The 22,134-nt window shown below is 73.4% G+C and carries 20 protein-coding genes; 9 read left to right on the top strand and 11 right to left on the bottom strand.

The annotated features are described in order from the left end of the window. Positions 1-81: 81 nt before the first annotated feature. Genes ABZ842_RS23790 through ABZ842_RS23800 form a run of 3 tightly spaced genes read left to right on the top strand, consistent with a single transcriptional unit; the run spans position 82 to position 2,832 of the window. Complete coding sequence (locus ABZ842_RS23790) at positions 82-1,044, top strand: iron chelate uptake ABC transporter family permease subunit (RefSeq protein WP_361540040.1); 963 nt, start codon at positions 82-84, stop codon at positions 1,042-1,044. Further along, positions 1,037-2,077 (top strand): iron chelate uptake ABC transporter family permease subunit, encoded by a 1,041-nt coding sequence (locus ABZ842_RS23795; RefSeq protein WP_361540043.1) that lies wholly within the window; start codon positions 1,037-1,039, stop codon positions 2,075-2,077. Before ABZ842_RS23790 ends, ABZ842_RS23795 begins: the two co-directional genes overlap by 8 nt. Beyond that, positions 2,074-2,832 (top strand): ATP-binding cassette domain-containing protein, encoded by a 759-nt coding sequence (locus ABZ842_RS23800; RefSeq protein ID WP_361540046.1) that lies wholly within the window; start codon positions 2,074-2,076, stop codon positions 2,830-2,832. The genes ABZ842_RS23795 and ABZ842_RS23800 overlap by 4 nt, the downstream gene beginning before the upstream one ends. Here ABZ842_RS23800 and ABZ842_RS23805 read toward each other — a convergent pair. The 4 genes from ABZ842_RS23805 to ABZ842_RS23820 form a co-directional block, all read right to left on the bottom strand. After that, positions 2,823-3,638 (bottom strand): methyltransferase, encoded by an 816-nt coding sequence (locus tag ABZ842_RS23805; protein ID WP_361540049.1) that lies wholly within the window; start codon positions 3,636-3,638, stop codon positions 2,823-2,825. The two genes, ABZ842_RS23800 and ABZ842_RS23805, sit on opposite strands and share 10 nt — an antisense overlap. After that, the gene (locus ABZ842_RS23810; protein ID WP_361540052.1) at positions 3,635-4,468 is read right to left on the bottom strand and encodes a class II aldolase/adducin family protein; all 834 of its coding nucleotides are present in this window, start codon (positions 4,466-4,468) and stop codon (positions 3,635-3,637) included. Before ABZ842_RS23810 ends, ABZ842_RS23805 begins: the two co-directional genes overlap by 4 nt. Further along, positions 4,465-5,448, bottom strand: coding sequence for an aromatic prenyltransferase (locus ABZ842_RS23815; RefSeq protein WP_361540055.1), 984 nt, complete (start codon positions 5,446-5,448; stop codon positions 4,465-4,467). The genes ABZ842_RS23810 and ABZ842_RS23815 overlap by 4 nt, the downstream gene beginning before the upstream one ends. A gap of 155 nt (positions 5,449-5,603) precedes the next feature. Then, positions 5,604-6,470, bottom strand: coding sequence for a helix-turn-helix transcriptional regulator (locus ABZ842_RS23820; RefSeq protein ID WP_361540058.1), 867 nt, complete (start codon positions 6,468-6,470; stop codon positions 5,604-5,606). A 127-nt stretch (positions 6,471-6,597) separates the two neighbouring features. On the opposite strand from ABZ842_RS23820, the gene ABZ842_RS23825 reads away from it, so the two are divergent. The 3 genes from ABZ842_RS23825 to ABZ842_RS23835 all read left to right on the top strand — a co-directional run bounded on the left by ABZ842_RS23825 (position 6,598) and on the right by ABZ842_RS23835 (position 8,670). After that, the gene (locus ABZ842_RS23825; protein WP_361540061.1) at positions 6,598-7,038 is read left to right on the top strand and encodes a hypothetical protein; all 441 of its coding nucleotides are present in this window, start codon (positions 6,598-6,600) and stop codon (positions 7,036-7,038) included. Positions 7,039-7,088: 50 nt separating this feature from the next. Continuing rightward, positions 7,089-7,295, top strand: a complete 207-nt coding sequence (locus ABZ842_RS23830; RefSeq protein WP_361540064.1) for a hypothetical protein — start codon at positions 7,089-7,091, stop codon at positions 7,293-7,295. 103 nt (positions 7,296-7,398) lie between these two features. Then, the gene (locus tag ABZ842_RS23835; RefSeq protein ID WP_361540270.1) at positions 7,399-8,670 is read left to right on the top strand and encodes a phosphatase PAP2 family protein; all 1,272 of its coding nucleotides are present in this window, start codon (positions 7,399-7,401) and stop codon (positions 8,668-8,670) included. 122 nt (positions 8,671-8,792) lie between these two features. Here the strand turns inward: ABZ842_RS23835 and ABZ842_RS23840 are convergent, their stop codons facing one another. Next, entirely contained in the window at positions 8,793-9,473 is a 681-nt protein-coding gene (locus ABZ842_RS23840; RefSeq protein WP_361540067.1) for a response regulator transcription factor, read from the bottom strand. Then, on the bottom strand, positions 9,463-11,526 hold the full coding sequence (locus ABZ842_RS23845; RefSeq protein WP_361540070.1) for an ATP-binding protein: 2,064 nt from the start codon (positions 11,524-11,526) through the stop codon (positions 9,463-9,465). Before ABZ842_RS23845 ends, ABZ842_RS23840 begins: the two co-directional genes overlap by 11 nt. 206 nt (positions 11,527-11,732) lie before the next feature. Here ABZ842_RS23845 and ABZ842_RS23850 point away from each other — a divergent pair, with 206 nt between their 5' ends. Next, complete coding sequence (locus ABZ842_RS23850) at positions 11,733-12,230, top strand: hypothetical protein (protein ID WP_361540073.1); 498 nt, start codon at positions 11,733-11,735, stop codon at positions 12,228-12,230. 59 nt (positions 12,231-12,289) lie between these two features. Here the strand turns inward: ABZ842_RS23850 and ABZ842_RS23855 are convergent, their stop codons facing one another. Next, positions 12,290-13,903, bottom strand: a complete 1,614-nt coding sequence (locus ABZ842_RS23855; protein ID WP_361540075.1) for an MFS transporter — start codon at positions 13,901-13,903, stop codon at positions 12,290-12,292. 97 nt (positions 13,904-14,000) lie between these two features. On the opposite strand from ABZ842_RS23855, the gene ABZ842_RS23860 reads away from it, so the two are divergent. Then, positions 14,001-16,856: a BTAD domain-containing putative transcriptional regulator gene (locus ABZ842_RS23860; protein ID WP_361540078.1), complete on the top strand. Its 2,856-nt coding sequence runs from the start codon at positions 14,001-14,003 to the stop codon at positions 16,854-16,856. Here the strand turns inward: ABZ842_RS23860 and ABZ842_RS23865 are convergent. After that, positions 16,828-18,231, bottom strand: coding sequence for a hypothetical protein (locus ABZ842_RS23865; RefSeq protein ID WP_361540273.1), 1,404 nt, complete (start codon positions 18,229-18,231; stop codon positions 16,828-16,830). The two genes, ABZ842_RS23860 and ABZ842_RS23865, sit on opposite strands and share 29 nt — an antisense overlap. Positions 18,232-18,374: 143 nt before the next feature. Here ABZ842_RS23865 and ABZ842_RS23870 point away from each other — a divergent pair, with 143 nt between their 5' ends. Further along, positions 18,375-19,613, top strand: coding sequence for a molybdopterin-dependent oxidoreductase (locus tag ABZ842_RS23870; RefSeq protein ID WP_361540081.1), 1,239 nt, complete (start codon positions 18,375-18,377; stop codon positions 19,611-19,613). A 322-nt stretch (positions 19,614-19,935) separates the two neighbouring features. Here ABZ842_RS23870 and ABZ842_RS23875 read toward each other — a convergent pair whose 3' ends face one another. The 3 genes from ABZ842_RS23875 to ABZ842_RS23885 are packed head-to-tail and all read right to left on the bottom strand — an operon-like array spanning position 19,936 to position 22,051. Further along, positions 19,936-20,697 (bottom strand): methyltransferase domain-containing protein, encoded by a 762-nt coding sequence (locus ABZ842_RS23875; RefSeq protein WP_361540084.1) that lies wholly within the window; start codon positions 20,695-20,697, stop codon positions 19,936-19,938. Next, positions 20,694-21,314 (bottom strand): DUF2064 domain-containing protein, encoded by a 621-nt coding sequence (locus tag ABZ842_RS23880; RefSeq protein WP_361540087.1) that lies wholly within the window; start codon positions 21,312-21,314, stop codon positions 20,694-20,696. Before ABZ842_RS23880 ends, ABZ842_RS23875 begins: the two co-directional genes overlap by 4 nt. Further along, positions 21,311-22,051: a glycosyltransferase family 2 protein gene (locus ABZ842_RS23885; RefSeq protein WP_361540090.1), complete on the bottom strand. Its 741-nt coding sequence runs from the start codon at positions 22,049-22,051 to the stop codon at positions 21,311-21,313. The genes ABZ842_RS23880 and ABZ842_RS23885 overlap by 4 nt, the downstream gene beginning before the upstream one ends. Between the last annotated feature and the right edge of the window lie 83 nt (positions 22,052-22,134).

Raw genomic sequence — 22,134 nt, forward strand, 5'->3', positions numbered from 1 at the left:
CGGCCCGCGGCCCCGACCACGGCGACAACATCGCTGCCGTCGGGGCGCAGCCGCGTCACCACCCTCCCGTCCGGAAGCCCCATGCGCCGACTCCCCCTGCTGCTGGCCGCCCTCGGCGTGCTGGCCCTGGTCACTGCCTCCCTGTTCGTGGGCAGTTACGACATCGACCTGCGCGCGCTGTTCACCGACCCCGACGCGCGGAACATGTTCTTCATCTCCCGGGTGCCGCGAACGCTCGCCCTGGTCCTCGCCGCCGCCGCGATGGCGGTCTCCGGCGTGATCATGCAGATGCTGGTCCAGAACCGCTTCGTCGAGCCGACCACCACCGGCACCAGCGAGTGGGCGGCGCTGGGCGTGCTGCTGCTCACCCTGCTCGCGCCGACCGCGTCGCCCCTGGTCAAGATGGGCGCCGCCAGCGCCTTCGCCTTCGCCGGAGCGCTCGTCTTCCTGGTCGTGCTCAGCCGGATCGCGCTCAAGTCGCAGGTGATCGTGCCGATCGTGGGCATCATGCTGGGCGCCCTGATCAGCTCGCTGACGCTGTACATCGCCTCCTCCAACCAGCTGCTCCAACTGCTGGCCACCTGGCGCTCGGGCGGCTTCAGCTCGATCGTCCGCGGCAACTACGAGCCGCTGTGGGTGGTGGGCGCCGTCGTCGTCGGGCTCTACCTGGCCGCCGACCGCTTCACCATCGCCGGGCTCGGCAGGGACACGGCCACCAGCCTGGGGCTGCCGTACCGCAGCATCATGTTCATCGGGCTCACCATGGTCGCCCTGGCCACCGGTGTGACCACCGTCGTGGTGGGGTTCATCCCCTTCCTCGGACTGATCGTCCCCAACCTCGTCTCGATGGTCCGCGGCGACGACATCCGCCGCAACCTGCCGTGGGTGGTGCTCAGCAGCGTGGCGCTGTTGATCGCCTGCGACCTCGTCGGACGGCTCGTCGTCGCTCCGTTGGAGATCCCCGCGACGGTGGTGCTCGGTGCCGTCGGAGCAGTCGTGTTCGTCGTGATGATCTTGCGTCAGCGGGAGAGGGCCCATGTCTGAGAGTCGACCGACGACCGGCGCGCCCCCGGCGGGCGCGCCCTCCGACGGGCGCGGGGCGTCAGGGGCCGGCCGCGTCCGGGCGGGCCTGCCCGTCCCCGCGCGGATCGCGGTGGCCGCCGCGCTCACCGCCACCGCCGTGCTCTGCTACCTCTTCCTCTTCATCCAGGGGTCCTTCGACTTCGCCTTCGAGCGGCGGCTGACCGTCGTCGGGACGATGGCGGTGGTCGCCTTCGCGCACGCCGTGGGCACGGTGGTCTTCCAGACCATCACCCACAACCGGATCCTCACGCCGTCGATCATGGGCTTCGACGCGGTCTACATCCTGATGCAGACCCTCCTGGTCTCCGTCTTCGGCGGCAGCGTGCTCGCCGCGACCGACGGCATGCCGAAGCTGATCACCCAGACCCTGCTGATGGTCTGCTTCACGATGCTGCTGTTCCGCTGGCTGTTCTCCGGGCGCGGCGGCAGCCTCCACGTCATGCTGCTGGTCGGCGTGGTGCTCGGGCTCGCCTTCCGCAGCGTCTCGGACTTCCTCCAGCGGCTGCTCTCGCCCTCCGAGTACGACGTGTTGGCCACCCGGCTCTTCGGCCGGCTCACCAGCGCGGAGGTGGCGTACCTCCCGCTCGCTGCGCTCGTCTGCCTGGTCACCGGCGCCGTCGTGTGGCACCGCTGCCACCGCCTCGACGCCCTGCTGCTGGGACGGGACGCCGCCACGAACCTCGGCGTCGCGCACAAGCGCGAGCTGACCGTGATGCTGCTGCTCGTCTCCCTGCTGATCGCGATGTCCACCGCGCTCGCGGGCCCCATGACCTTCTTCGGCTTCGTCACCGCGATGCTCGCCTACCAACTGACCGGCACCCACCGGCACGTCGCCGTCCTCCCGATGGCCTTCCTCATCGGCCTGCTCACCCTGGTCGGCGGCCAGTTCGTCCTGGAGCACGTCTTCTACGCATCCGGGATGCTCACCGTCGTCATCGAGTTCCTCGGCGGGGCGGTCTTCCTCGCGCACCTCCTCAGGAAGGGCACCCTGTGATCGAGTTCACCGACATCCGCAAGGCGTACGGGGAGCACGTGGTGCTCGGCCCGGTGTCCGGCCGGATCCCGGCGGGCGGGGTGACCTCGCTCGTCGGCCCCAACGGCGCCGGAAAGTCCACCCTGCTCACGATCGTGGGCCGGCTCGCCGAGCCCACCTCGGGCACCGTCACCGTCGACGGCCTCGACGTGCACCGGGCCAAGTCGCGCGACGTGGCCCGGGTGCTGTCCATCCTCCGCCAGGAGAACCACTTCACCGCCCGCGTCACCGTGCGGGAACTGGTCTCCTTCGGCCGCTTCCCGCACTGCCGTGGACGGCTCACCAAACAGGACGTCGCCCACGTCGACGAGGCCCTGGACTTCCTCCACCTCGGCGACCTCCAACACCGCTACCTCGACCAGCTCTCCGGCGGTCAGCGCCAGCGGGCCTACGTGGCGATGGTGCTCGCCCAGGACACCCAGTACGTGCTCCTGGACGAGCCCCTGAACAACCTCGACATGAAGCACTCCGTCCGGATGATGGGCCAACTGCGCCGGGCGGCCGACGAACTCGGGAAGACGGTCGTCCTGATCGTCCACGACATCAACTTCGCCGCCACCTACTCCGACCGCATCATCGCCCTGCGCGACGGCCGCATCGCGGCGTCCGACAGCGTGGCCGCGATGATGCGACCCGAAGTGCTGACCGAGGTGTTCGACACCCCGGTCCGCATCCACGAGGTCGACGGGAAGCCGACGGCGGTCTACTACCGCTGACCACCCCGTGCCCCGTCGGGTCTGCGGGCCGAGCACGACACCACCGTCCACGTCGGGTGGCGAAAGCCCGGCCGGTCCAGGCAGGCGACGCCCCGCGCGAGCTGGGCCGCGCTCAGCACGCCCCGGGCGATCAGCTCCGGCGCAGCCCGGGCGAAGCAACTGCGCCAGTAGGCGTCCTCCATGGGGTCGTCGCCGACGACCGCGGTGCGCCGGTCGACGGTGACGTCGACGAGCCCGGCGGCCCTCAGCGCGGCCGGGCTGCGCTCGGCCCACGTGTGGTCGGTGCCCTGGACGCGCTGCAACAGGTCGGCGCAGCCCCGGAGCAAGGTGGTGAAGGCCGCGGGCCCGCCGGTGTCGAGATGGGCGTACGTGGGGTCCTCGACCACCAGCCGCCCGCTGCCGGGCCTGAGCCAGCGGGCCAGCCGGACCACCAGCCGCTCCGGGTGGGGGAGGTGGGTGAGCACGGCGCGGGCGTGCACGAGGTCGTACGCGCCGGCCGACAGCTCCCCGGTGGTGACGTCGTGCCGGACCACGCTGACGTGCCGCGGCCAGGAGCGGGCCAGCAGGAAGCCGGTGTCGATGTCCGTGGCCGTCACCCGCCCCCCGGGGAAGCGGTCGGCGAGGTGCTGCACCAAGCCGCCGTTGCCGGCGCCGACGACCGCGCACACCGCGTCGCGGGGGAGCGGCAGCCGGTCGATCAGCGCCGCGCTGGTGGGGTCGCAGGTGGCTTCCAGGAGGACGAGCCGTTCGGCTTCGCCCGGCCGGTGGTGCCCGAGGACACCACCGGCGTACGACGGCTCGCTCATGCGGCGAACGCGGTCGAGGGGGCGGGGCGGGGCGCGAGGTCGGGGTTGCGGGCCAACGCCGCCTCGTGCAGGGGCTGGTAGCTGTTGAACCCCAGCAGATGGGAGCCCAACTGCGCGGCGGTCAGCCGCGCCACCTCGTCCGGTACGGGTTCGGGGGCGCCGGCGCCGGCGGCGGCGGCGTCCGCGAGGAGCTGCACCCGGCAGCAGGTGTCCAGCAGGGTGAACCACCAGGCCGCCGCGTCCAGCGTCTCGCCGACCGTCACCAGCCCGTGGTTCTTCAGGATGATCGCCTTCGCCGAGCCGAGGGTGGCCGCGATGCGCCGCCCGTCGTCCTTGGCGAGCACGAGGCCGGTGTAGTCGTCGAAGACCTCGTGGTCCTCGAAGAAGGGGCAGGCGTCCTGGGTGAGCGGCGGCAGCTTCCTCGCGAACGCGGAGAAGGCGCGGCCGTAGACGGTGTGCAGATGGATGACGGCCCGCACGTCCGGGCGGGCCCGGTGGATCTCGGCGTGGATGTTGAACGCCGCGATGTTCACCCGCCGCGTCCCCTCCAGCGTCTCGGTGCTCTCGCCGTCCACCCGTACCAGGTGCTCCGGCGTGAGGGTGGAGAACGGCTGGGCGAGCGGGTTGGCCCAGTACGTGCCGGGGTGTTCGGGGTCCGTCACGGTGATCAGCCCGGCCAGGCCGTCCTGGTCGAAGCCGAGGCGGGCGAAGTGCCGCATGGCGACGGCGTGCCGGTGCTTGAGGTGGGCGCGGTGCTCGGCGTGGGTGGCGAAGACCGGGGGGTGGGCGAAGTAGTCGTCGCCGGGCATGTTCGCCAGGGGGTCGGTCACGGCGTGCTCCCCTCCCGGACGCCCGCGGTCGTATCCGGGCGGGTGGAGCGGAGCTGTTCGTCCCGACCGTCCTGGCCGTGGAAGAAGCAGTTCCAGGAGGCCAGCACCTCGGTCATGTTGCCCGTGTAGCTGCGCTCGGCCTTGACGTAGTCGCCGCTGCGGCCGAAGGACCAGCCGATGACGTTGCACTCGTCCGCGTCGTGGCTCGGCGCCGCCCGCAGGAAGGTGCGGATCCGCTCCGGCACCCGCGGCAGCCGGTCCTCGGGGACGCGCAGCGCGTAGAAGCAGACCCGCTCCACCACCCCGGTCCCCATCGGCACGGTGACGGCGACGCAGTAGTCCTCCGGTACGTACGCGATCACTTCGGCGACCAGGTCGGGGCGCGGCGGCGCACCGCCCGCCAGCGCGTGGATGCGGGCGAACTGCTCCTCGTCGAGCGGGCCTTGGGCGCGGAAGTAGAAGTTGGCGGTGTTGCTGCGCCAGTCGCACGCCACGAACCGCAGGTGCGCCAACCCCAGCGTCAGGAAGCCGGGCAGCAGGTCCCGTACGGCGGTGGGCACCCGGTGGCTGGCGAACACCTCGCCGGCCGGCCGCAACCCGCCGAAGTGCAACCACGTCTTGGCGAGTCCGCGTGCGGCGTCGAAGTCTCCGGACTGGACGGGGGCGCCGTCGTACATCCCGCTCCAGGCCCTGACCGCCGGGAGCATGGGATGCGCCGCATCGAGGAGGTCCGCCGCCACGGCCCGGCCGAGGGTGTCGGTCCGGGTGCGGGAGAAGAAGCGGTACGCGAGGTGGTCACCGGGGCGGCTGGTGGTCTTCCACAGGGTGGCCCCGCTGGTGAAGTTGTCCGCGAACGCGTCGAGGACGGTGTCGACGGCGCGGTGGGAGACCGGGGCGCCGATGGCCCCGGCGGTGCTGAGGATGTCCGTGCGGAACTGTCGGGTGGATAAGACGGGCGAGTCGGTGGGGACGGTGGGCATGGAACTCCTTGTCGACCGGAACGGCGAGTGGTGTTCTGTGAGCGGCCGTGCGAGGCCGCTTCGAACTGGCTCGGGTGTCTGGTCCGGCAGCCGGCCGTGCCCCGCACGGTCGGCGGGGGGCCGGACGGCCGCCAACACGATCCGACCGCGGCGATTCAGAGGCCAGGGCGCACGGACCGGCTCACGAGAGCATTCCGCATGCCTCCCACGCCCCCCGCGTCCCGCGTTTCAGCCAAGTCCCGCAGCACCTGGGCGGTGGCTTCGTCCGCGGGGAAGAAGGTCTCCACCGCCAACTCCGACAAGGTCACGTCCGCCGGGGCCCCGAACGTGGCGATCATGCTGAACAGCGACAGGTTCCCGAGCGGCGTCCGCACCCGCAGCGGGGCCGTGAACCCGTCCGGATCGGCCGGCGCGGGCACGCCGTCCGCGTCCGGCGGTACGGGGTAGGCGGCGACCTCCTCGTACAGGTCCCGCAGGTCGCGGTGGCCCGTGGCGGCGGCCTGGTGCGCGAGGCGGGCCAGCGCGTGCGCGCGGACCTCGGCGAAGTTCAGGCACTGGCCGGCGAGGCCGTCCGGATGCAGGATCAGCCGCATGACGTTGGCGTCCGCGCCGGTCAGCGCGGACGGAACGGAGTCCAGCAGGACCGACATGGCGTCGTTGTAGTCGACGACGTTCCACACGCGGTCGATCACGACGGAGGGATTGGGCTCGTGGCCCGCGAGCATCGCCCGCAGCGCCGCGTGCGCCATGGCCATCCGGTCGCTGTCGAGCGGGCTCTCGCGGTACGCGGGCGCGTACCCGGCCGCCAGCAGCAGCCCGTTGCGGTCCCGCAGCGGTACGTCGAGGTGCTCGGCCAGCCGCAGCACCATGCTCCGGCTGGGGCGCGCCCGGCCCGTCTCGACGCAGGACAGGTGCCGGGTCGAGGTGTCCGCCAGGAGGGCCAGGTCGAGTTGGCTGAGCTTCTTGCGCCGCCGCCAGTCCCTCAGCAGCACTCCCACGCGGCGCGGATCGTCGTCGTCCATGCCCTCACCGTAGCCAGCCGCCCCGGGCGGGCCATGACCTAGGAGGTCATGGAGTTCATGACGTCGCACGTGTCACGGTGAGCGCCCCTCCCGGTGAGGGCACCCCCCCGAAGCGAAGGAGTCCGTGATGACGCACGCCCGACCCACGTCGACCCTGCCTGACGCGCCGGCCGGCCCCGGCGACCCGGCGCGGCTGCTGCGCCTGGTGCTGCGCGTCGACGGCGTGAGCACCGCAGTGATGGCCGTCGTCCTGATCGTCGCCGTCGGCCCGCTCGGCGACCTGACGGGCATGCCCACCGGATTCACCCTCGGATTCGGCGGCTACCAACTGGCCGGTGGCGCCGTCCTGCTCCTGATCGCCCGGCTCCCGGTGCTCCGTCCCGCGATCGTCCGGACGGTGATCTGCGTGAATCTGTTCTCGGGCATCGGCTGCGTCGCCCTGGCGCTCGTCGACCCGCTCTCCCTCACCGGCTTCGGAGTCTTCTTCCTGCTGGTCGGAGCGGTCATCGTGACGGTGTACGCGGCCCTTGGGTACGCCGGCTTGCGCCGGATGACGCAGGGCGCGTGACCGCGTGCGGCGGCTCGCATCGATCAGGAACGCCGCGGACCGCGCGTAAGGTGCGCCACATCCGCCCGACGGCGCCGACGGCCCGGGTTACGGTGGAGCGCTTCGCGCGGAGCGCGCGCGGGCCGAGTTCCGCCCCGGCGACCGGCGGAACCCACCCGCATCGTTTCGCTAACATGATCGAATTCGCGACGATCGCCCTGATCACCTTCCCTTCACTGGAAACCATGGCATTCGGCGCGAAAAGCAATCAATACTAAAATATCAAGCAAATCGGCCAAATCATTGATACGTGTAACATCGCGGGACGCTTCGCGAATAAGTAGCAGGAAAACGCCCGCTCCGTGGCGTCGGCCCCGGGTGTTGCTGTGGGCCGCGGCGGGACTGGTGGGCCTCGGCTTCCTCGTCGCGCTGGAGATCGCCGCGCGCCACTACGGCGTACCGGGGCCGATCACCACCCAGACGCGCGAGTTGATCGTCAAGCCCGCGTCGGGACCGTTGCTGTACGCCAGCATGGCGCTGATGATGGTGGTGCTCACCTGGCGGCAGCGGTTCATCGCGCTCGGCGCCGCGGTCGGCATCGACCTCGTCCTCACGCTCGTGCGCTGGCTGCTCGACGAGCGAATAGGCTCCGGCAGCGGAGCGCTCTGGGTGATCCTCGGCTGCGCGGTCTTCGCGATCACCCGCCGCACCGGCGCGGAGCGCATCCTGCTGCTGAAGGGCGTCGGACTGGGCCTGCTGCTGGTGACGGGCCGCAAGACCGGCGATGCCTGGCTGCTGATCACGTCCAAGACCAAACCGGAAGTGCTCGACCCCTACCTGGTCACCGCCGACGAGGCGCTGGGCAACCCGTCGTGGCTGGTGGGCCGGGTCGTCGAGGCCACCGGCACCGTCGGCGAGAACGTCCTCGACTGGGTCTACGTCCAACTCGCCGTCGCCGCGGTCGTCGCCGCGCTGTACCAACTGCGCAACGTCGCCACCGACCGCGCCTTCCCCGGCCACCACCTGGTCCGCACGTTCCTGGTGATCGGCCTGCTCGGCCCCGGCATCTACATGATCTTCCCGGTGGTCGGCCCGATCTTCGCCTACGGCTCCGAGGGCGGCTCCTTCGCCGCGGCCGACGTCTGGCCCAACGCGATGCCGTCCATCGGCACCCCCGAGGCGTTCACCTTCGACGACTTCACCCCGCGCAACTGCATGCCGAGCCTCCACACGGCGTGGTCCGTCGCGATCTTCGTCCACACCCGCAGAAGCCCGCGACTGCTGCGCTACGCGGGCACGTTCTGGCTGATCGCCACGCTCGCCGCGACGCTGGGCTTCGGCTACCACTACGGCGTGGACCTCATCGCCGGCGTGGTCTTCGTGCTCACCATCGAGGCGGGGCTGCGCGCCCTGTCCCGCGGCTGGGACCGCTCGGCCACGCAGCTCGTCGCCTACGGCGCCGCGGTCTTCGCCGCGCTGCTGGTCTCGTACCGGTTCCTGGCGACGCAGATGGCCGACCACCCCTGGCTGTTCGGCCCGCTCCTGCTGCTGGCGATGGCCTCGGTGATCTACGGCTACGTACGCACCACGCGCCGCTGGGAGGCCGAGCCCGCTCCGGCCCGCGAAGCGAAGCCGGAGGCCCAACTGGTCTGAGATCGAACGGTCTGAGACCGGACCGGTCCGAGGTCGAACCGGTCCGATGCGATGCGACGGCCGACGAAGCGCGGGTCGAGCGCACGAGGGGCGAGGGTGCCCTTCGTGCGCTCGACTCTTTCTCAGCCGCCGCCGAGCCCCGCCTCGCGCGCCCGGACGACGGCCTCCGCCCTGCTGGCCGCCTGGAGCTTGGCGAGGATGCTGGAGACGTGGTTGCGGACCGTCTTCGGGCTGAGGACCAGCCGTCGGGAGACGGCGGGGTTGTCCAGCCCCCGGGCCACCAGGTCCAGGACCTCCCGCTCCCGCGCGGTCAGTTCGGGCAGCGGCACGGGTGCCGCGCCGGGGGAGCGCAGACCGGTGAGGTAGGCGACCGCCCGGGAGGCGACGGCCGGGCCGAGGATGACCTCGCCGTTGACCACGGCCCGCACCGCCCGCTCGATCTCCTCCGGCCCCGCGCCCTTCAGCAGGTATCCCCGCGCACCCGAGCGCATCGCGGCGAACACCGAGTCGTCGTCGTCCAACATGGTCACCACCAGCACCGCGGTCTGCGGCCGAATCCGCAGGACGCCGCGGATGGCGTCGATCCCCGACGGCTGACGCTCGCCCAGGTGGAGGTCGACCACGGCGAGGTCGGGGCCGTGCGCCCGCACCGCCGCCACGGCGGCTTCGGCCGATCCCGCCTCCGCGACCACCGTCACGCCCGGCAACGCGTCGAGCAGCACGGACAGACCCATCCGGAACACCGGGTGGTCGTCGACGACCACCACGCTGACCACCCCTGCCGCCTCCGGCTCACCGCTCATGCCCGACCGCCACCTCCTCCCGCCGGAGCGGAACGCGCAGCACCAGTCGCGTGCCCTGCCCGGACGCGCCGGGGTGCCAGCTCACCGTGCCGCCGGCCTCCTGCGCGCGCTCCCGCATCGACTGGGTCCCGACCCCGGGGCGGCAGTCGGGCGCGATGCCGACGCCGTCGTCCTCGACGACCACGGTGAGCACGTCGCTGCCGTCGAGCTCCGCCACGCAGGTACGGGCCCCGGAGTGCCGGGCCACGTTGCGGATGGCCTCCGCCACGATCGCGTACACCGTCCCGGCGACCTCCGCGGGCACGGCCGCCGCGCCCCGGTCGCGGACGCTGACCGCCAGCCCGTCGGCCTCGTACCGCATCACCAGCTCCCGGAGCGCCTCCACGAGCCCCAACTCGGCCAGGACGGGCGGCACCAGGCCCCGCGCCAGGACCCGTACGTCCTCGACGCACAGGTCCAGCTCACCGCGGAGCCTGGCCAGCAGCGGACGGAGCGGGTCGGCTTCGGTCGAGCGGAGCTCGACGGCCGCGAGGCCCAGCCCGATGCCCGCCAGCGCGGGCCCCAGATGGTCGTGCAACTCCCTGCGCAGGGCGCGGCGTTCGTCGTCGCGGGCCGCGGCCAGCCGGCCGCGGGACTCGCGCAGCTCCCGGGTGACCGTGGCCAGTTGCACGGCGCTGGCGACGACGGGCGCCACCTCGCCCAGCGAGGCGCGGGCCCGACGGTCGAGGCGTTCGCCCGGCCGGCAGGCCACCAGCAGGTCCCCGGCCGTCCGCTGCCCGACGACCAGGGGGAGGCGGATCGGCGCCGTGCCCGCGCCGGGGAGCGGCGCACCGGCGTGGGTGAGCTGCTGCCCGTCCGTCCCCAGCACCTGCACCGAACTGAGGTTGAAGGAGGCCGCCACGCTCTGCGCCATCCCGGTCAGCACCTCCTCGGGGGTCGCCGCACTGCTCAGGTGCCCCTTGACCCGGCTGAGCGCCGGGGCCGCCGCCTCGCCGTGGACCAGCCGGTCCACCCGCCGCTGCAACCAGACGCGCAACGGCTGGAAGCACGCCGCCACGGCCGCCGTCGCCAGCACTCCGTTCAACACGTCGTCGCTGCCCGGCAGCGCGAGCCCGAGCACCGCAACCGCCCCGAAGTGGGTGGCGATCAGCAGGCCCGTCAACAGCGCCCCGACCAAGGTCCGGCTGACGGTGAGCCCGATGTCCCACAGCTGCTGTCCGAGCACCACGACCATCACGGCCGCCGGGAAGAACGCCTGCGAGGCCAGGTGCGTCAGCGGAATGACCACCTCCGTCATCCGGCCGCCGCTGTCCCGCCAGATGACCAGGGGCACGAACGTCAGGGAGACGAGCGCGCAGCCGACGGACAACCAGCCCAGCCCCCGCGCGGACGGGTCCCGCAGCCGCCGGTACCCGGTGTGGGCCGCGGCGAGCGAACCCAGCACGGCGACCGCGCCGAGCACGCCCAGTTGGAGCGCTTCGCAGAGCCGGAACCAGGTCTCGTCGCGGATCGCCAGCGGCGAGTAGGGCTCGCCCTGCCCCGGCCACGGCCAGGGCGTCGTCAGCCGCACCACGAGTGCGACCGCGATCGCCGCGACCCCGGCCGCCACCGCCGCCTTGGCGGGACGGCTCAACCGCCGCGCGGACAACAGGTACGGCACGATCAGGACCAGCGCGAACGTGCCCGGGATCCACGCCGTGCCGTGGAGGACGGCCCAGGGCGGCGGGGAGTGCTGACCGCCGAAGGCCGGTACGAGTTGGGGCGTCAGCGCCGCCACCCCGCCGCCGACGGCGTGCAGCGCGACCAGCCAGGCGACCGGATGGGACCGCCGCTTGAGGATCACGGCCGCGGTCAGCCCGTACACCAGGGCGTCCATGACGTCAGCGACGCTGTACAACTGCTCGGAGTAGCGCGGCACGTCAGCGAACGCCATCAGCGCCGTAGCCGTGAACGCCGGCCCCCACGACAGCACCAGTACGGCCAGCGCGGCGCCTCGGCGCCCACCGCTCCCGCCTCCGGCGGCCCGGCGCGCCGCCGATCCCCGTCCCCTCATCCCCTCAGAGTCCCAGCCCGCCCCGGCGGCGGACCAAGCGTTTCCCCGGCGATTCCCGACCGGGACGCGCACGTCCCGTCGGATCGGGACCGTCGCCCCATGCGGCCGGGACATCGGGACGACCACCATGACGCAGGTCAACCACACCGGCGGGGGACGGTGCCCAGGACGGGCCGCCCTCCGCACCGAGGCTCCTTGGAGGAACCATGCCCACCACCATCCGTCGCCGTGCGACGCTCGGCGCGCTCAGCCTGCTGCTCGCCGTCCCGCTGGGGCTCGCCGCGGCCCCGGCCGCCGGCGCCGCCGAGTCCCCCGTCTCCAAGACGGTCGCGCAGTACCAGCAGGACTGGAACAGCCTCAACGGGTACCGCCTGCGGCAGGTGGGCACCCAGGCCATCTTCGTCGTCATCGACGGCAAGCGCCGGTGGGTCCCGGACATGTCGACGTACAACAACCTCTTCGGCACCATGAACATCCACGAGGTCGTCGACCTCTACCGGATCCCGGACGGCGGCCCCCTGTCCTCGGGAGCCTTCTTGGCCACGGCCCCGTCGTCGGACACGGTCTGGCTCATCAGCAACGGCCTCAAGCGCGGGATCACCGGCCCGGCCTTCGCCAAGTACGAATTCGACTGGTCGAAGATCGAGATGCTCAGAGACGTGGTGCTCAACGCCATTCCGCAGGGCCCGAACGTGGAGGTGTGAGCCGGCAGGAGGGCCGGCCCGTCCCGACGACGGACGGCGCCGGCCCCTCCACCCCGGCATCACCGCTTCGCGACGTCCGCTCCGACGTCCGCTCCGACGTCCGCTCCGGCGTCCGCTCCGGCGTCCAACTCGGCCGGCTCCTCCGGGTCGTTCGCCGGCTCGTCGTCGCCGATGGTGCCGATGTGCCGCAGCGCCACCGCGGACACGACGGCGAGCACCAGGGTGCCGACCGCCGCGACCACCATCGCGACGTTCAACCCGGCCGTCGCCGCCTCCCTGGCCTGGTCGAGCAGACCGGCCGGCAACCGGTCCGCCAGCGAGGACGCACCGGCAAGGCTGTCGCCCGCCGCGTCGGCCGCCTCGCCCGTGGTGCCCGCGGGGATCTCGTCGTCGATCCGGTCGCGGTACACCGCGGTGGCCAGGCTCCCGAGCACCGCGACGCCCAGGGCGAGCCCCAACTCCTGCACGGTCTCCGACATCGCCGACGCCGAGCCCGCCTTCTCCGGCGGCGCGGCACCCACCACCAGGTCCGTGCCCAGGGACGCGATCGCCCCGAGCCCCAGGTACACCAGCCCGAAGCCGATCACCATCAGGGCGATGCCGCCCGTCGAGTCCACCTGCGTGAGCAGTACGTATCCGAGCGTGGACAGCGCCAGGGTGGCGGCCATCACGATCCCCGGCGGTACGCGCCGGGCGACCAGCGGCGACCCGATCGCGGCCACGAACATCATCAGCGCGGGCGGCCCCATCCACAGGCCCGCCTCCACCGGCGGCAGCCCTTCCACGAGTTGGAGCTGCTGGGTGATCAGCAGCATCGAGCCGCCGACGCCGACCAGTCCGACGAGCAGGACGCCGAGCGCGGCGCTGAACGTACGGTTGGCGAACAGCCGTACGTCCAACAGTGGACTCTCCAAGGTGCCCTGGCGCCTGACGAACAGCACCGCGCCCACCAGTCCGATCACCGCGGCGATGACCATGGGCGCCCCGAACCCCTCCTTGGCGCCGCGCTTCACCGCGTAGACCACCGGCAGGATCGCGACCAGCGACAGCGCGACGCTGAGCAGGTCGAACCGGCCGCGCTGCGGGGCGCGGTACTCGGGGATCAGCAACGGCACGGCCACCAGCAGGACGATCGCGACCGGCACCGCAAGGAGGAACGCCGACCCCCACCAGAACTCGGCCAGCATCGCGCCGCCCACCACCGGCCCGAGCGCCATGCCGAGCGCGAAGCTCGTCGCCCACACCCCGATCGCCACCGAGCGCTGACGCACGTCGACGAACATGTTGCTGATCAGGGAGAGCGTGGACGGCATCAGCGTGGCGCCGGCGATCCCCAGCGCCGCGCGCGCGGCGATCAGCAGCTCGGTGCTGGGGGAGTACGCGGCGACCACCGACACCGCCCCGAAGACGGCGGCCCCGATCAGCAGCAGCTTCCGCCGGCCGATCCGGTCACCGAGCGTGCCCATGGTGATCAGGAAACCGGCGATCAGGAAGCCGTACGCGTCCATGATCCACAAGGCTTGGGTGCTGCTCGGCTTGAGGTCCTCCGAGAGCGAGGGCAGGGCCAGGTACAGCACGGTGAGGTCGAGGCCCAGCAGCACCGTGGGCAGCGAGAGGACGGCCAGCCCGCCCCACTCCCGGGGGCCGGCCCTGCGTGCGGTCAGTGTGCTCATGGCGCTCCCATGCGTTGCGGTCTCCGACACGTGTCCGGCCACCCTGCCGAGCGGCCCGCACGGATTCCTGACGGTCCGCTGGCGGTAGGCTGTGACCATGCGTTACGGGGTGCTGGGCCCTCTGACCGTCTGGGACGCCGAGGGGCTGCCCGTCAAGGTCCCCGAAGCGAAGGTGCGCGCCCTGCTGGCGGATCTGCTGGTGCACGGGGGCGGCCCGGTGTCGGCGGACCGTCTCATCGAGGACCTGTGGGCGGGCGCCCCGCCGGGCGGCGCGGTCAACACCCTCCAGACGAAGGTCTCCGCGCTGCGCCGCGTACTGGGCCGCGAACAGGTCGTCCGGGAGCCCGCCGGCTATCGGCTGCTGCTGGCGGCCGATGACGCCGGCGCGGGCAGCTCAGTTGACGCGGTGCGGTTCCAGGAGCTGGCCGAACGCGCCCGCGCCCACCGGGACCCGGCCGCGAAGGACGCGCTGTTCGCCGACGCGCTCGCGCTGTGGCGGGGACCGGCGTACGCCGACGTCGCCGAGTCCCTCTTCGCCCGCGGTGAGATCGACCGGCTGGAGGAGCTGCGTCTGACCGTCCTGGAGGACCGGGCCGAGGTACGGCTGACCCTGGGCGAACACCTGGAGCTGGTCGCGGAGCTCGGCGAGTTGGTGGCGCGGCATCCGCTGCGCGAACGGCTGTGCACCGCCCACATGCGCGCCCTGTACCGCGCCGGTCGACAGGGCGACGCGCTGCGGAGCTTCGCCGAGCTGCGGCGCCGGCTCGACGAGGAGCTGGGGGTCGAGCCCGGGCCGGCGGCCACCGCGCTGTACGAGGCGATCCTGCGCCAGGAGCAGCATCTGGCGCCGCCCACCGTCGAGTCACCGTCGTGCCGCACCAACCTGCCCGCGCCGCTGACCGCGCTGATCGGCCGACGCGAGGAGGTCGACCGGGTGCGGGAGCGGCTGGGGCCCCACGCGCCCACCCGGCTGGTGACGCTCACCGGCCTCGGCGGGGTCGGGAAGACGCGGCTGGCGACGGCCGCGGCCCGGGAGGTGACGGAGCGCTTTCCCGACGGGGTGTGGCTGGTGGAACTGGCCGGCCTGGGGGCCGCGTCGAGCCCGGACGACATCGCCGAGCGGGTCATCACGACCCTGGGCCTGTGCGACACGGCGGCGTCGGAGCCCGACCTGGACGACCTGGTGGGCTGGCTGTGCCGGGCGGTGGCCGACAAGCGACTGCTGATCCTGTTGGACAACTGCGAGCACCTGGTGGAGCCGGTCGCAGCCCTCGCCGGGGCCGTACTGGCGAAGGTGCCAGGCGGGCAGCTGCTGGTCACCAGCCAGGAAGCCCTCGACGTCCCCGGCGAACTGGTGCACCCGGTGCCCGCGCTGGCGCTGCCGAAGGACACCGACCCGAGCGCGATCGCCCGCTCCAGCGCCGTCGAGCTGTTCGTGGCCCGGGCGGCGGCAGCGGCGCCCGGCTTCGTCCTCGACGCCGACAACGCGGCGGCCGTCCACGCCATCTGCCGTCGGCTGGACGGCATTCCGCTCGCGCTGGAGCTGGTGGCCCCCCGGCTGCGGACGCTGACCCCGGCCGAACTCGCCACCCGCCTGGACGGCCGGCTCCCCGCGCCCGAGGTCCGCGCCCGCGGACTGCCCGCCCGGCAGCAGACGCTGCGGGGCATGCTCGACTGGAGCTGGCAGCTGCTGACCGCGGACGAGCGGACCGTGCTGCGCAGGGTGGCCGTGCACGCCGACGGCTGCACCCTGCCGTCCGCCGAAGCCGTGTGCGCCGATCGCGACCTGCCCGCCGAGCGGGTGCCCGACCTGCTGTCCCGACTCGTGGACCGGTCGCTGGTGGTCCGCAAGGCGGGCCGGTTCCGACTCCTCGAATCGGTGGCCGCGTACTGCGCCGAACGGCTCGCGGAGGCCGGTGAGACGGCCGCCGTCCGCACCAGGTTCGTCCGGGCCCACGTCGAACTCGCCGAGCAGCACGACGAGTTGCTACGCGGCCCGGCGCAGCGACGCGGCCTGGAACAGCTGGACGCGGAGACGAACAACCTGCGCCGCGCCCTTGACCTCGCCCTCACCGAGGGCGCCGCGGAACTCGCGCTGCGGCTGGTGAACGCGCTGGGGTGGTACTGGTTCCTGCGCGGGCGGCTCACCGAGGCCCGCAGATCGCTCCAGGCGGCGCTGGCCGCCGAAGGCGAGAGCGCCCCCGCCGCCCGGCAGGCCGCGCGGGCGTGGCTCATCGGGGTGGAACTGCGCACCTCACCCACCGACACGGCGCCGGTCCTCGCCGCCGACCCGACGGCCGGCCTCGACGACCCGGTGCTGCGCGCCCGTCTGCAGTGGTTCGTCGGCACCGGCCTGACCGCAGGCGGCCACCAGCGCGTGGGCCGCCGCCTGGTCGAGGCGAGCCTCGCGGGCGCCCGCGCCGCCCGTGACCACTGGGGCGAGGCCGCGGCCCTGGTCGAACTCGCCGACCACGCCGACCTGGGCGCGGCGCTCTTCCGGGAGACCGGCGACCGCTGGGGCCAACTCCGCGCCACCCGCGCCCTGGCACGTGAGGCCGAACGCAACGGCGACCACGCCCGTACGGAACGGCTCCACCGCGAGGGCCTGCCGGCAGCCGAAGAACTCGGCCTGTGGACCGAGGTCGTCGAAACCCTCACCTGGCTCGGCCGCACCGCCCTGACCGCCGGCGACCCCGAGCGGGCGACCGACCTGTACGAGCGCGCCCGGTCCGTCGCCGCGGAACGGGCCCACACCCGCGGCGAAATCCGCGCCGAGGTCGGCCTGGGCCTCGCCGCCCGACAACGCGGCGACCGGGCCGCCGCCGTCCGCCATCTCCACCGCGCCCTGGCCAAGAGCCGCACGACGCACCACCCCACCGACGCCTCGGAGGCCCTGACGGTCCTCGACGACTTCGTCGACGGGTTCACCACCCGGTCCACAGCAGGTGGTTGAGGAGGAGCGCCAGCACGGCCTGGGCCGTGAGCCGGGCACGGGGGCGGCTCAGGAGCGCACCGGCCGGCAGGAGCCACAGGGCGAAGGGCAGCCAGATGCGTTCCGTCTCCGCCTTGCTCATCCCGGACACGTCGGCGACCAGCAGCGCGAGCAGGCCGGCCGCCACCAGCAGAGCGAGCCGGGCTGACGCGGCGTCCGACGTGCCGGCCGGGGCGCCGGCGCCGCTGCGGGCGCGGGCGCCGGCCCGTACCAGCACCGCCCCGGTCCGGCGCAGCCCGGCCGCCGTCGTCAGGCCGGTGACCAGGACGGCGCAGGCGAGGTTGGCCCAGACCCAGTACGCGTACGGACGGATGCCGCCGATGCCCTGGTGGTAGCGGGTGACCAGCAGGCGGTACGCCTCCCACCAGTTGAAGCCGGCGAGCGTGAACGCGACGGGGACGACGGCCAGCCCCACGGCGAGCGCGGCCAGCAGCGCCGGGCGTTCCCCGAGCCCCCGACGGCCCAGGAAGAGCACCGCCGCGCAGATCATTGCGACGAGGGTGAGGCCGTAGGAGAGATAGCAGGTCAGCCCGAACAGCAGTCCGCTGGCCCCGGCCGCCGCCAGCGATCCACGGGTGAGCGCCAGGGCGAGCAGGGCGACGGACCACGCCGCCACCGCCGCGAAGTAGCCGTCGGCCGAGGTGCCCGCCCACACGGCGGCCGGTGCCAGCACCACGAAGGGCGCGGCCCGCCGGGCGAGGCGTTCGCCCGCCAGGGCGCGCACGGTCACCAACACGGCCATCCCCGCCGTCGCCCCCACCACGATGCACCACGCCCCGGCCCAGCCGCCGCCGCGCAGCCCGAGGCGGTCGAGGACGACGAAGGTCAGGGTGGCGGCCGGGGGATGCCCCACGACGTGGGCGGGCCAGGGGTCGGGGGAGTCGGCCAGGATGTGCGAGGCGAAGCCGTTCAGGGCGGCCGGCACGTCGTGGAAGCGGTCGACGACCGCCAGGTACTCGTAACGGGTGGTCAGCCGGGCGACGACGCCGCGCTGCCAGCCGTCGACCAGGGCGAGCGAGAAGGTCCACGCCAACGAGGCGGCCCAGGCCGTCGCGAGCAGGCCGCGCCAGGACAGGCGGGCCGCCAGGAGGGGGCCGTACGCCACGACGCCGACGGCGACGAGTACCGCCGCCGGGGTGCCGGGGCCCAGGTGCGGCCCCCAGGAGGCGTACAGCGGGGGCCAGTCGACGAAGAGCGTGCCGTCGGTGTCCTGGATGTGCCGTCCGATCAGCACGGCGGCCGTCACCAGCAGGGCTGCGGCCCCTGCGGCGGGCAGGTCGCCGCGCAGTTCGGTGCGGGTGGCGTGGGCGTCGGCGTCGGCGTCTGTGTCGGCGATGGCGTCGGCGGGGGGCGGAGTGCGGGTCACCACGGCACGCTAGGCCGACGGGGTGGGCGAAGGGCGCCGTACGGGCCGGACGTCAGCGTTTCGTCATGGGTCGTGCCCCCGGTGGCGGGGTGCCGCGGACCTACCGTCGGATCATGCGCGACGATCCCCGCCTCCCCTCCTCGCCCGGCTTCTGGCGCAGCCCGGTGCGCGGCGTCCGGTTCACCGCGGTGCTCGGCCTGGTGCTGCTCGTCGGCGTCACCGTGCTGTTCGTGACGGGCCTGCTGTCGTACGCCGCGTACAACCCGGACCTGGCGCCGGTGAACGACATGACGCCGGACAAGGGGCTCCTCGGCTTCTACCTCTTCGACTGGCCGACGGACCCGCACTGGCTGTACCGGCTCACCCAAGGGGTGCACGTCACCCTCGGCATCACCTTGATCCCCGTGCTGCTGGCCAAGCTCTGGTCGGTGATCCCGCGGCTGTTCGCGCTGCCGCCGGTGCGCTCGCTCGCCCACGGGCTCGAACGCCTCTCGCTGCTTCTCCTGGTCGGCGGCGGGCTGTTCGAGTTCGTCACCGGAGTGCTGAACGTGCAACTCGACTACGTCTTCCCCGGCTCCTTCTACACCCTCCACTTCTACGGCGCCTGGGTGTTCTTCGCCGCCTTCGCCGTCCACGTCGCGCTGAAGACGCCCAAGGCGTTGCGGGCCGTGCGCAACGGACTGGACGAGCGTGATCTCCCCGACGCGTTGGAGTCCCCGAACTCCGCCCCGCCGACCGTCTCCCGGCGCGGTGCGCTGTGGTTCGTCGGGGGAGGAGCCCTGCTGCTGTTCGCGACGACCGTGGGGCGCAGCTTCGACGGGCTGCGCCGCACGGCCCTGCTCGCCCCGCACGGCGGCGCCGACCCGGGCAGCGGGCCGAACGGTTTCCAGATCAACAAGACCGCCGCGTACGCCGGGATCGATCCGGCCGAGACCGGCCCGGACGTGTGGCGGCTCGTGGTGACGGGGCGCGGCGGCACCGTCCGGCTCAGCCGCGCCGACCTCGACCTGCTCGCCCTGCACAGCTCCGCGCTGCCCATCGCCTGCGTGGAGGGCTGGTCGACGTCCGACCAGTGGTGGCGCGGCGTACGCCTGCGCGATCTGGCCGCCCTCGTCGGGCACGCCGACGATCCGCCCGACGTCCTGGTGGAGTCCCTGCAGCGGCGCGGCGCGTTCCGCCGGGCCGCGCTGCGCGCCAACCAGGTCGCCGACCCGCGCTCGCTGCTCGCCCTGTACGTCAACGGCGAGGAGCTGTCCCCCGACCACGGCTACCCGGCCAGGGTGATCGTGCCGGCCGCGCCCGGCGTGCTGAACACCAAGTGGGTGGCCCGGATGACCTTCGGAGACCTGTGATGCGACCCCAGGTGCGCGCCGTGCTCGGCAGCCCCGTACAACTGCTCCTGCTCGGCTGCTCGTTCGCGCTGACCGCTTACGCCGGGGTGCGGCTGTTCGCCGGCGACTGGACGGGTGTGGCGCTGTGGCTGGTGGGCGCGGCCCTGCTGCACGACCTCGTCCTGCTCCCGCTGTACACGGCGGCGGACCGGGCCCTGGTGCACGGGCTCGAAGCGGTGGGCCACCGGGAGCGGGTGATGTACGTACGGGTCCCGGCGGCCCTGTCGGGCCTGCTGCTGCTCGTGTGGTTCCCGCTGATCGGCAAAAGGGTGGGCGATCCCCGCTACGTCCTGGCCACCGGGATGTCGGCGGACGGCTTCCTCGCGCGTTGGCTCGTGATCACCGCCGTTCTGTTCGGTGGCTCCGCGCTGTTGCTGCTGTGGCGGGTGCGCAGGGCGACGAAGCGCCGGCCGCCGGCGGTCCAGTGACCGGTCGCGTCCCAGCCCCGGGCGCGGCGCAGCAGCGCGGGCGTGCCGAGCCGCGCCCAGGGGAAGGGGGCGCCGGAAGGGTGGGTGTCGACGTACCGGACGACCCGCACCCGGGTCCGTTCGTCGACGTCGGCCGGGTCGGTCTCGGCGATGAGCAGTCCGCCCCGGCGCAACAGTGCGCCGAGCCGCTCCAGGAGCGCGTCCGGGTTTCCGCCGATGCCGATGTTGCCGTCCATCAGCAGGACGGTGCCCCAGCGCCCTTCACCGGGCAGCGGTTCGAACACCGAGCGGCGCAGCGCCTGGCCGCCGATGCGCTGCGTACGGGCGACGGCGGTCCCGCTGACGTCGATGCCGAGGGCGGTGCGTCCCCGGGCGGAGAGCTCGGCGACCAGCCGCCCGGGGCCGCAGCCCACGTCCAGGACGGGGCCCTCGCAGCGGTCGAGCACGTCCCGGTCGACCGGGTCGGCCCGGCCGCACCAGCGCTCCACCGCCAGGGGCAGCAGCCAGCCGTCGTCCCGGCGCAGGAACAGCGGGCCCCGTCCGGAACGCAGCGCCGCCGCATAGGGATCGGCCCCCGCCCAACCGGCGCCGGTCCCCGCCCGTGCAGCCGTGCTCATCGGCGGGCCGCCGCCCGGGTGCAGCGGGCCAGTCGGGCGGCGAACCGCCCGTGCGGGACGAGGTCGGCGACCGCGTGGGCGTCGGCGGCGGTGTCGACGTCCCGTAGCCGCGGCAACTCCCGTACCTGCAGCCCCGCGGCCACCAGCCGCTCCCGCTGCACCGCACCGGTCACCGGGGACGACATCGGCACGCCCCGCAGCAGCACCGGGTCGGGGCGGGCGAGGCCGAGCGCCCAGAAGCCGCCGTCGTCGGCGGGGCCGAAGTAGGCGTCGCAGCCGGCGAAGTCGACCGCGAGCAGGTCGACGGTGACCTGAGGGGTGTCCATGCCGATGAGCAAGGACGGCCCGGCGCAGTGGGCGAAGGCGTCCGCCAGCCGCTCGTCCAGGGCGCCCACGCTCTGCGGGACGACGTCGAAGCCGGGCGGCAGCCAGCGCCCCGGTGCGCCGTCAAGGACCAGCAGGCGCCGGGCGGCGGGCACGGCCGCCACGGTAGCCAGGGTGTCCGCGAGCGCGGCCTCGGCCAACTCGGCGGCCTCTTCGAGGGTGAACGGCGGCGAGAGACGGGTCTTGACCCGGCCCGGACGCGGCTCCTTCGCGATGACGACGACCGTGGTCACCGGGGCGCACCCCCGCGGTGCGCGAGGGACCGGCCGTCGACGGGTGCGGAACCGGGCGGCGGCGCGGGGGCGGCCAGCACCCGGCTCATGTCGCGCACCGCCCGCCAGGTGCCCCGCCAGGTGCCGGTCACCTTCGACGCACCGGTGCGCGGCAGGTACGGCACGTCGTGCTCGACGATCCGCCAGCCCGCGTCGGCGGCGCGCACCACCATCTCCAGCGGGTATCCGCTGCGCCGGTCGGCGAGGTCGAGCGCGAGCAGCGGCTTTCGGCGGGCGGCCCGCAGCGGACCGAGGTCGTGCAGGCGCAGCCCGGTGCGGCGGCGCAACAGCCGTGCGAGCGCCAGGTTTCCGGCCCGGGCGTGCACGGGCCAGGCACCGCGGCCCTGCGGGCGCCGCCGCCCGAGCACCAGATCGGCCGTGCCGGAGCGGAGTTCGGCGACGAAGGGCACGAGCAGACCGGGGTCGAGGGAGGCGTCGCAGTCGCAGAAGCAGACGACGTCGGCGTCGGCGGCCGTCAGCCCGGCATGGCAGGCGGCGCCGAAGCCGCGGCGCGGCTCGTGCACCACGCTCGCCCCGAGCGAGCGGGCGACGTCCGCCGATCCGTCGGTGGAACCGTTGTCGACGACGATGGCGCGCCAGCCGTCCGGGATCCGGGCGAGCACCCAGGGCAGCGCCTCGGCCTCGTTCAGACACGGCAGGACGACATCGACGGGGGGTGGTGAGTTCACGGCTCTCACCCTACGAGTGCAAATCCCACATTTCGGGCTTCTGGTCCTTACGAAACGAGGACGCGCGACGGACTCGGACACGCGCCGGCGGC

Origin of the sequence: Streptomyces sp. NPDC047315 (assembly GCF_040643215.1) — a bacterium.
Classification (GTDB): Bacteria; Actinomycetota; Actinomycetes; order Streptomycetales; family Streptomycetaceae; genus Streptomyces.

Coding starts and splice junctions, on each gene's coding strand:
- ABZ842_RS23840 (WP_361540067.1), bottom strand. CDS start 9,473: ATGAGCGGTGAGCCGGAGGCGGCAGGGGTGGTCAGCGTGGTGGTCGTC.
- ABZ842_RS23825 (WP_361540061.1), top strand. CDS start 6,598: ATGACGCACGCCCGACCCACGTCGACCCTGCCTGACGCGCCGGCCGGC.
- ABZ842_RS23820 (WP_361540058.1), bottom strand. CDS start 6,470: ATGGACGACGACGATCCGCGCCGCGTGGGAGTGCTGCTGAGGGACTGG.
- ABZ842_RS23875 (WP_361540084.1), bottom strand. CDS start 20,697: ATGAGCACGGCTGCACGGGCGGGGACCGGCGCCGGTTGGGCGGGGGCC.
- ABZ842_RS23815 (WP_361540055.1), bottom strand. CDS start 5,448: ATGCCCACCGTCCCCACCGACTCGCCCGTCTTATCCACCCGACAGTTC.
- ABZ842_RS23790 (WP_361540040.1), top strand. CDS start 82: ATGCGCCGACTCCCCCTGCTGCTGGCCGCCCTCGGCGTGCTGGCCCTG.
- ABZ842_RS23870 (WP_361540081.1), top strand. CDS start 18,375: ATGCGCGACGATCCCCGCCTCCCCTCCTCGCCCGGCTTCTGGCGCAGC.
- ABZ842_RS23845 (WP_361540070.1), bottom strand. CDS start 11,526: ATGAGGGGACGGGGATCGGCGGCGCGCCGGGCCGCCGGAGGCGGGAGC.
- ABZ842_RS23795 (WP_361540043.1), top strand. CDS start 1,037: ATGTCTGAGAGTCGACCGACGACCGGCGCGCCCCCGGCGGGCGCGCCC.
- ABZ842_RS23805 (WP_361540049.1), bottom strand. CDS start 3,638: ATGAGCGAGCCGTCGTACGCCGGTGGTGTCCTCGGGCACCACCGGCCG.
- ABZ842_RS23855 (WP_361540075.1), bottom strand. CDS start 13,903: ATGAGCACACTGACCGCACGCAGGGCCGGCCCCCGGGAGTGGGGCGGG.
- ABZ842_RS23860 (WP_361540078.1), top strand. CDS start 14,001: ATGCGTTACGGGGTGCTGGGCCCTCTGACCGTCTGGGACGCCGAGGGG.
- ABZ842_RS23850 (WP_361540073.1), top strand. CDS start 11,733: ATGCCCACCACCATCCGTCGCCGTGCGACGCTCGGCGCGCTCAGCCTG.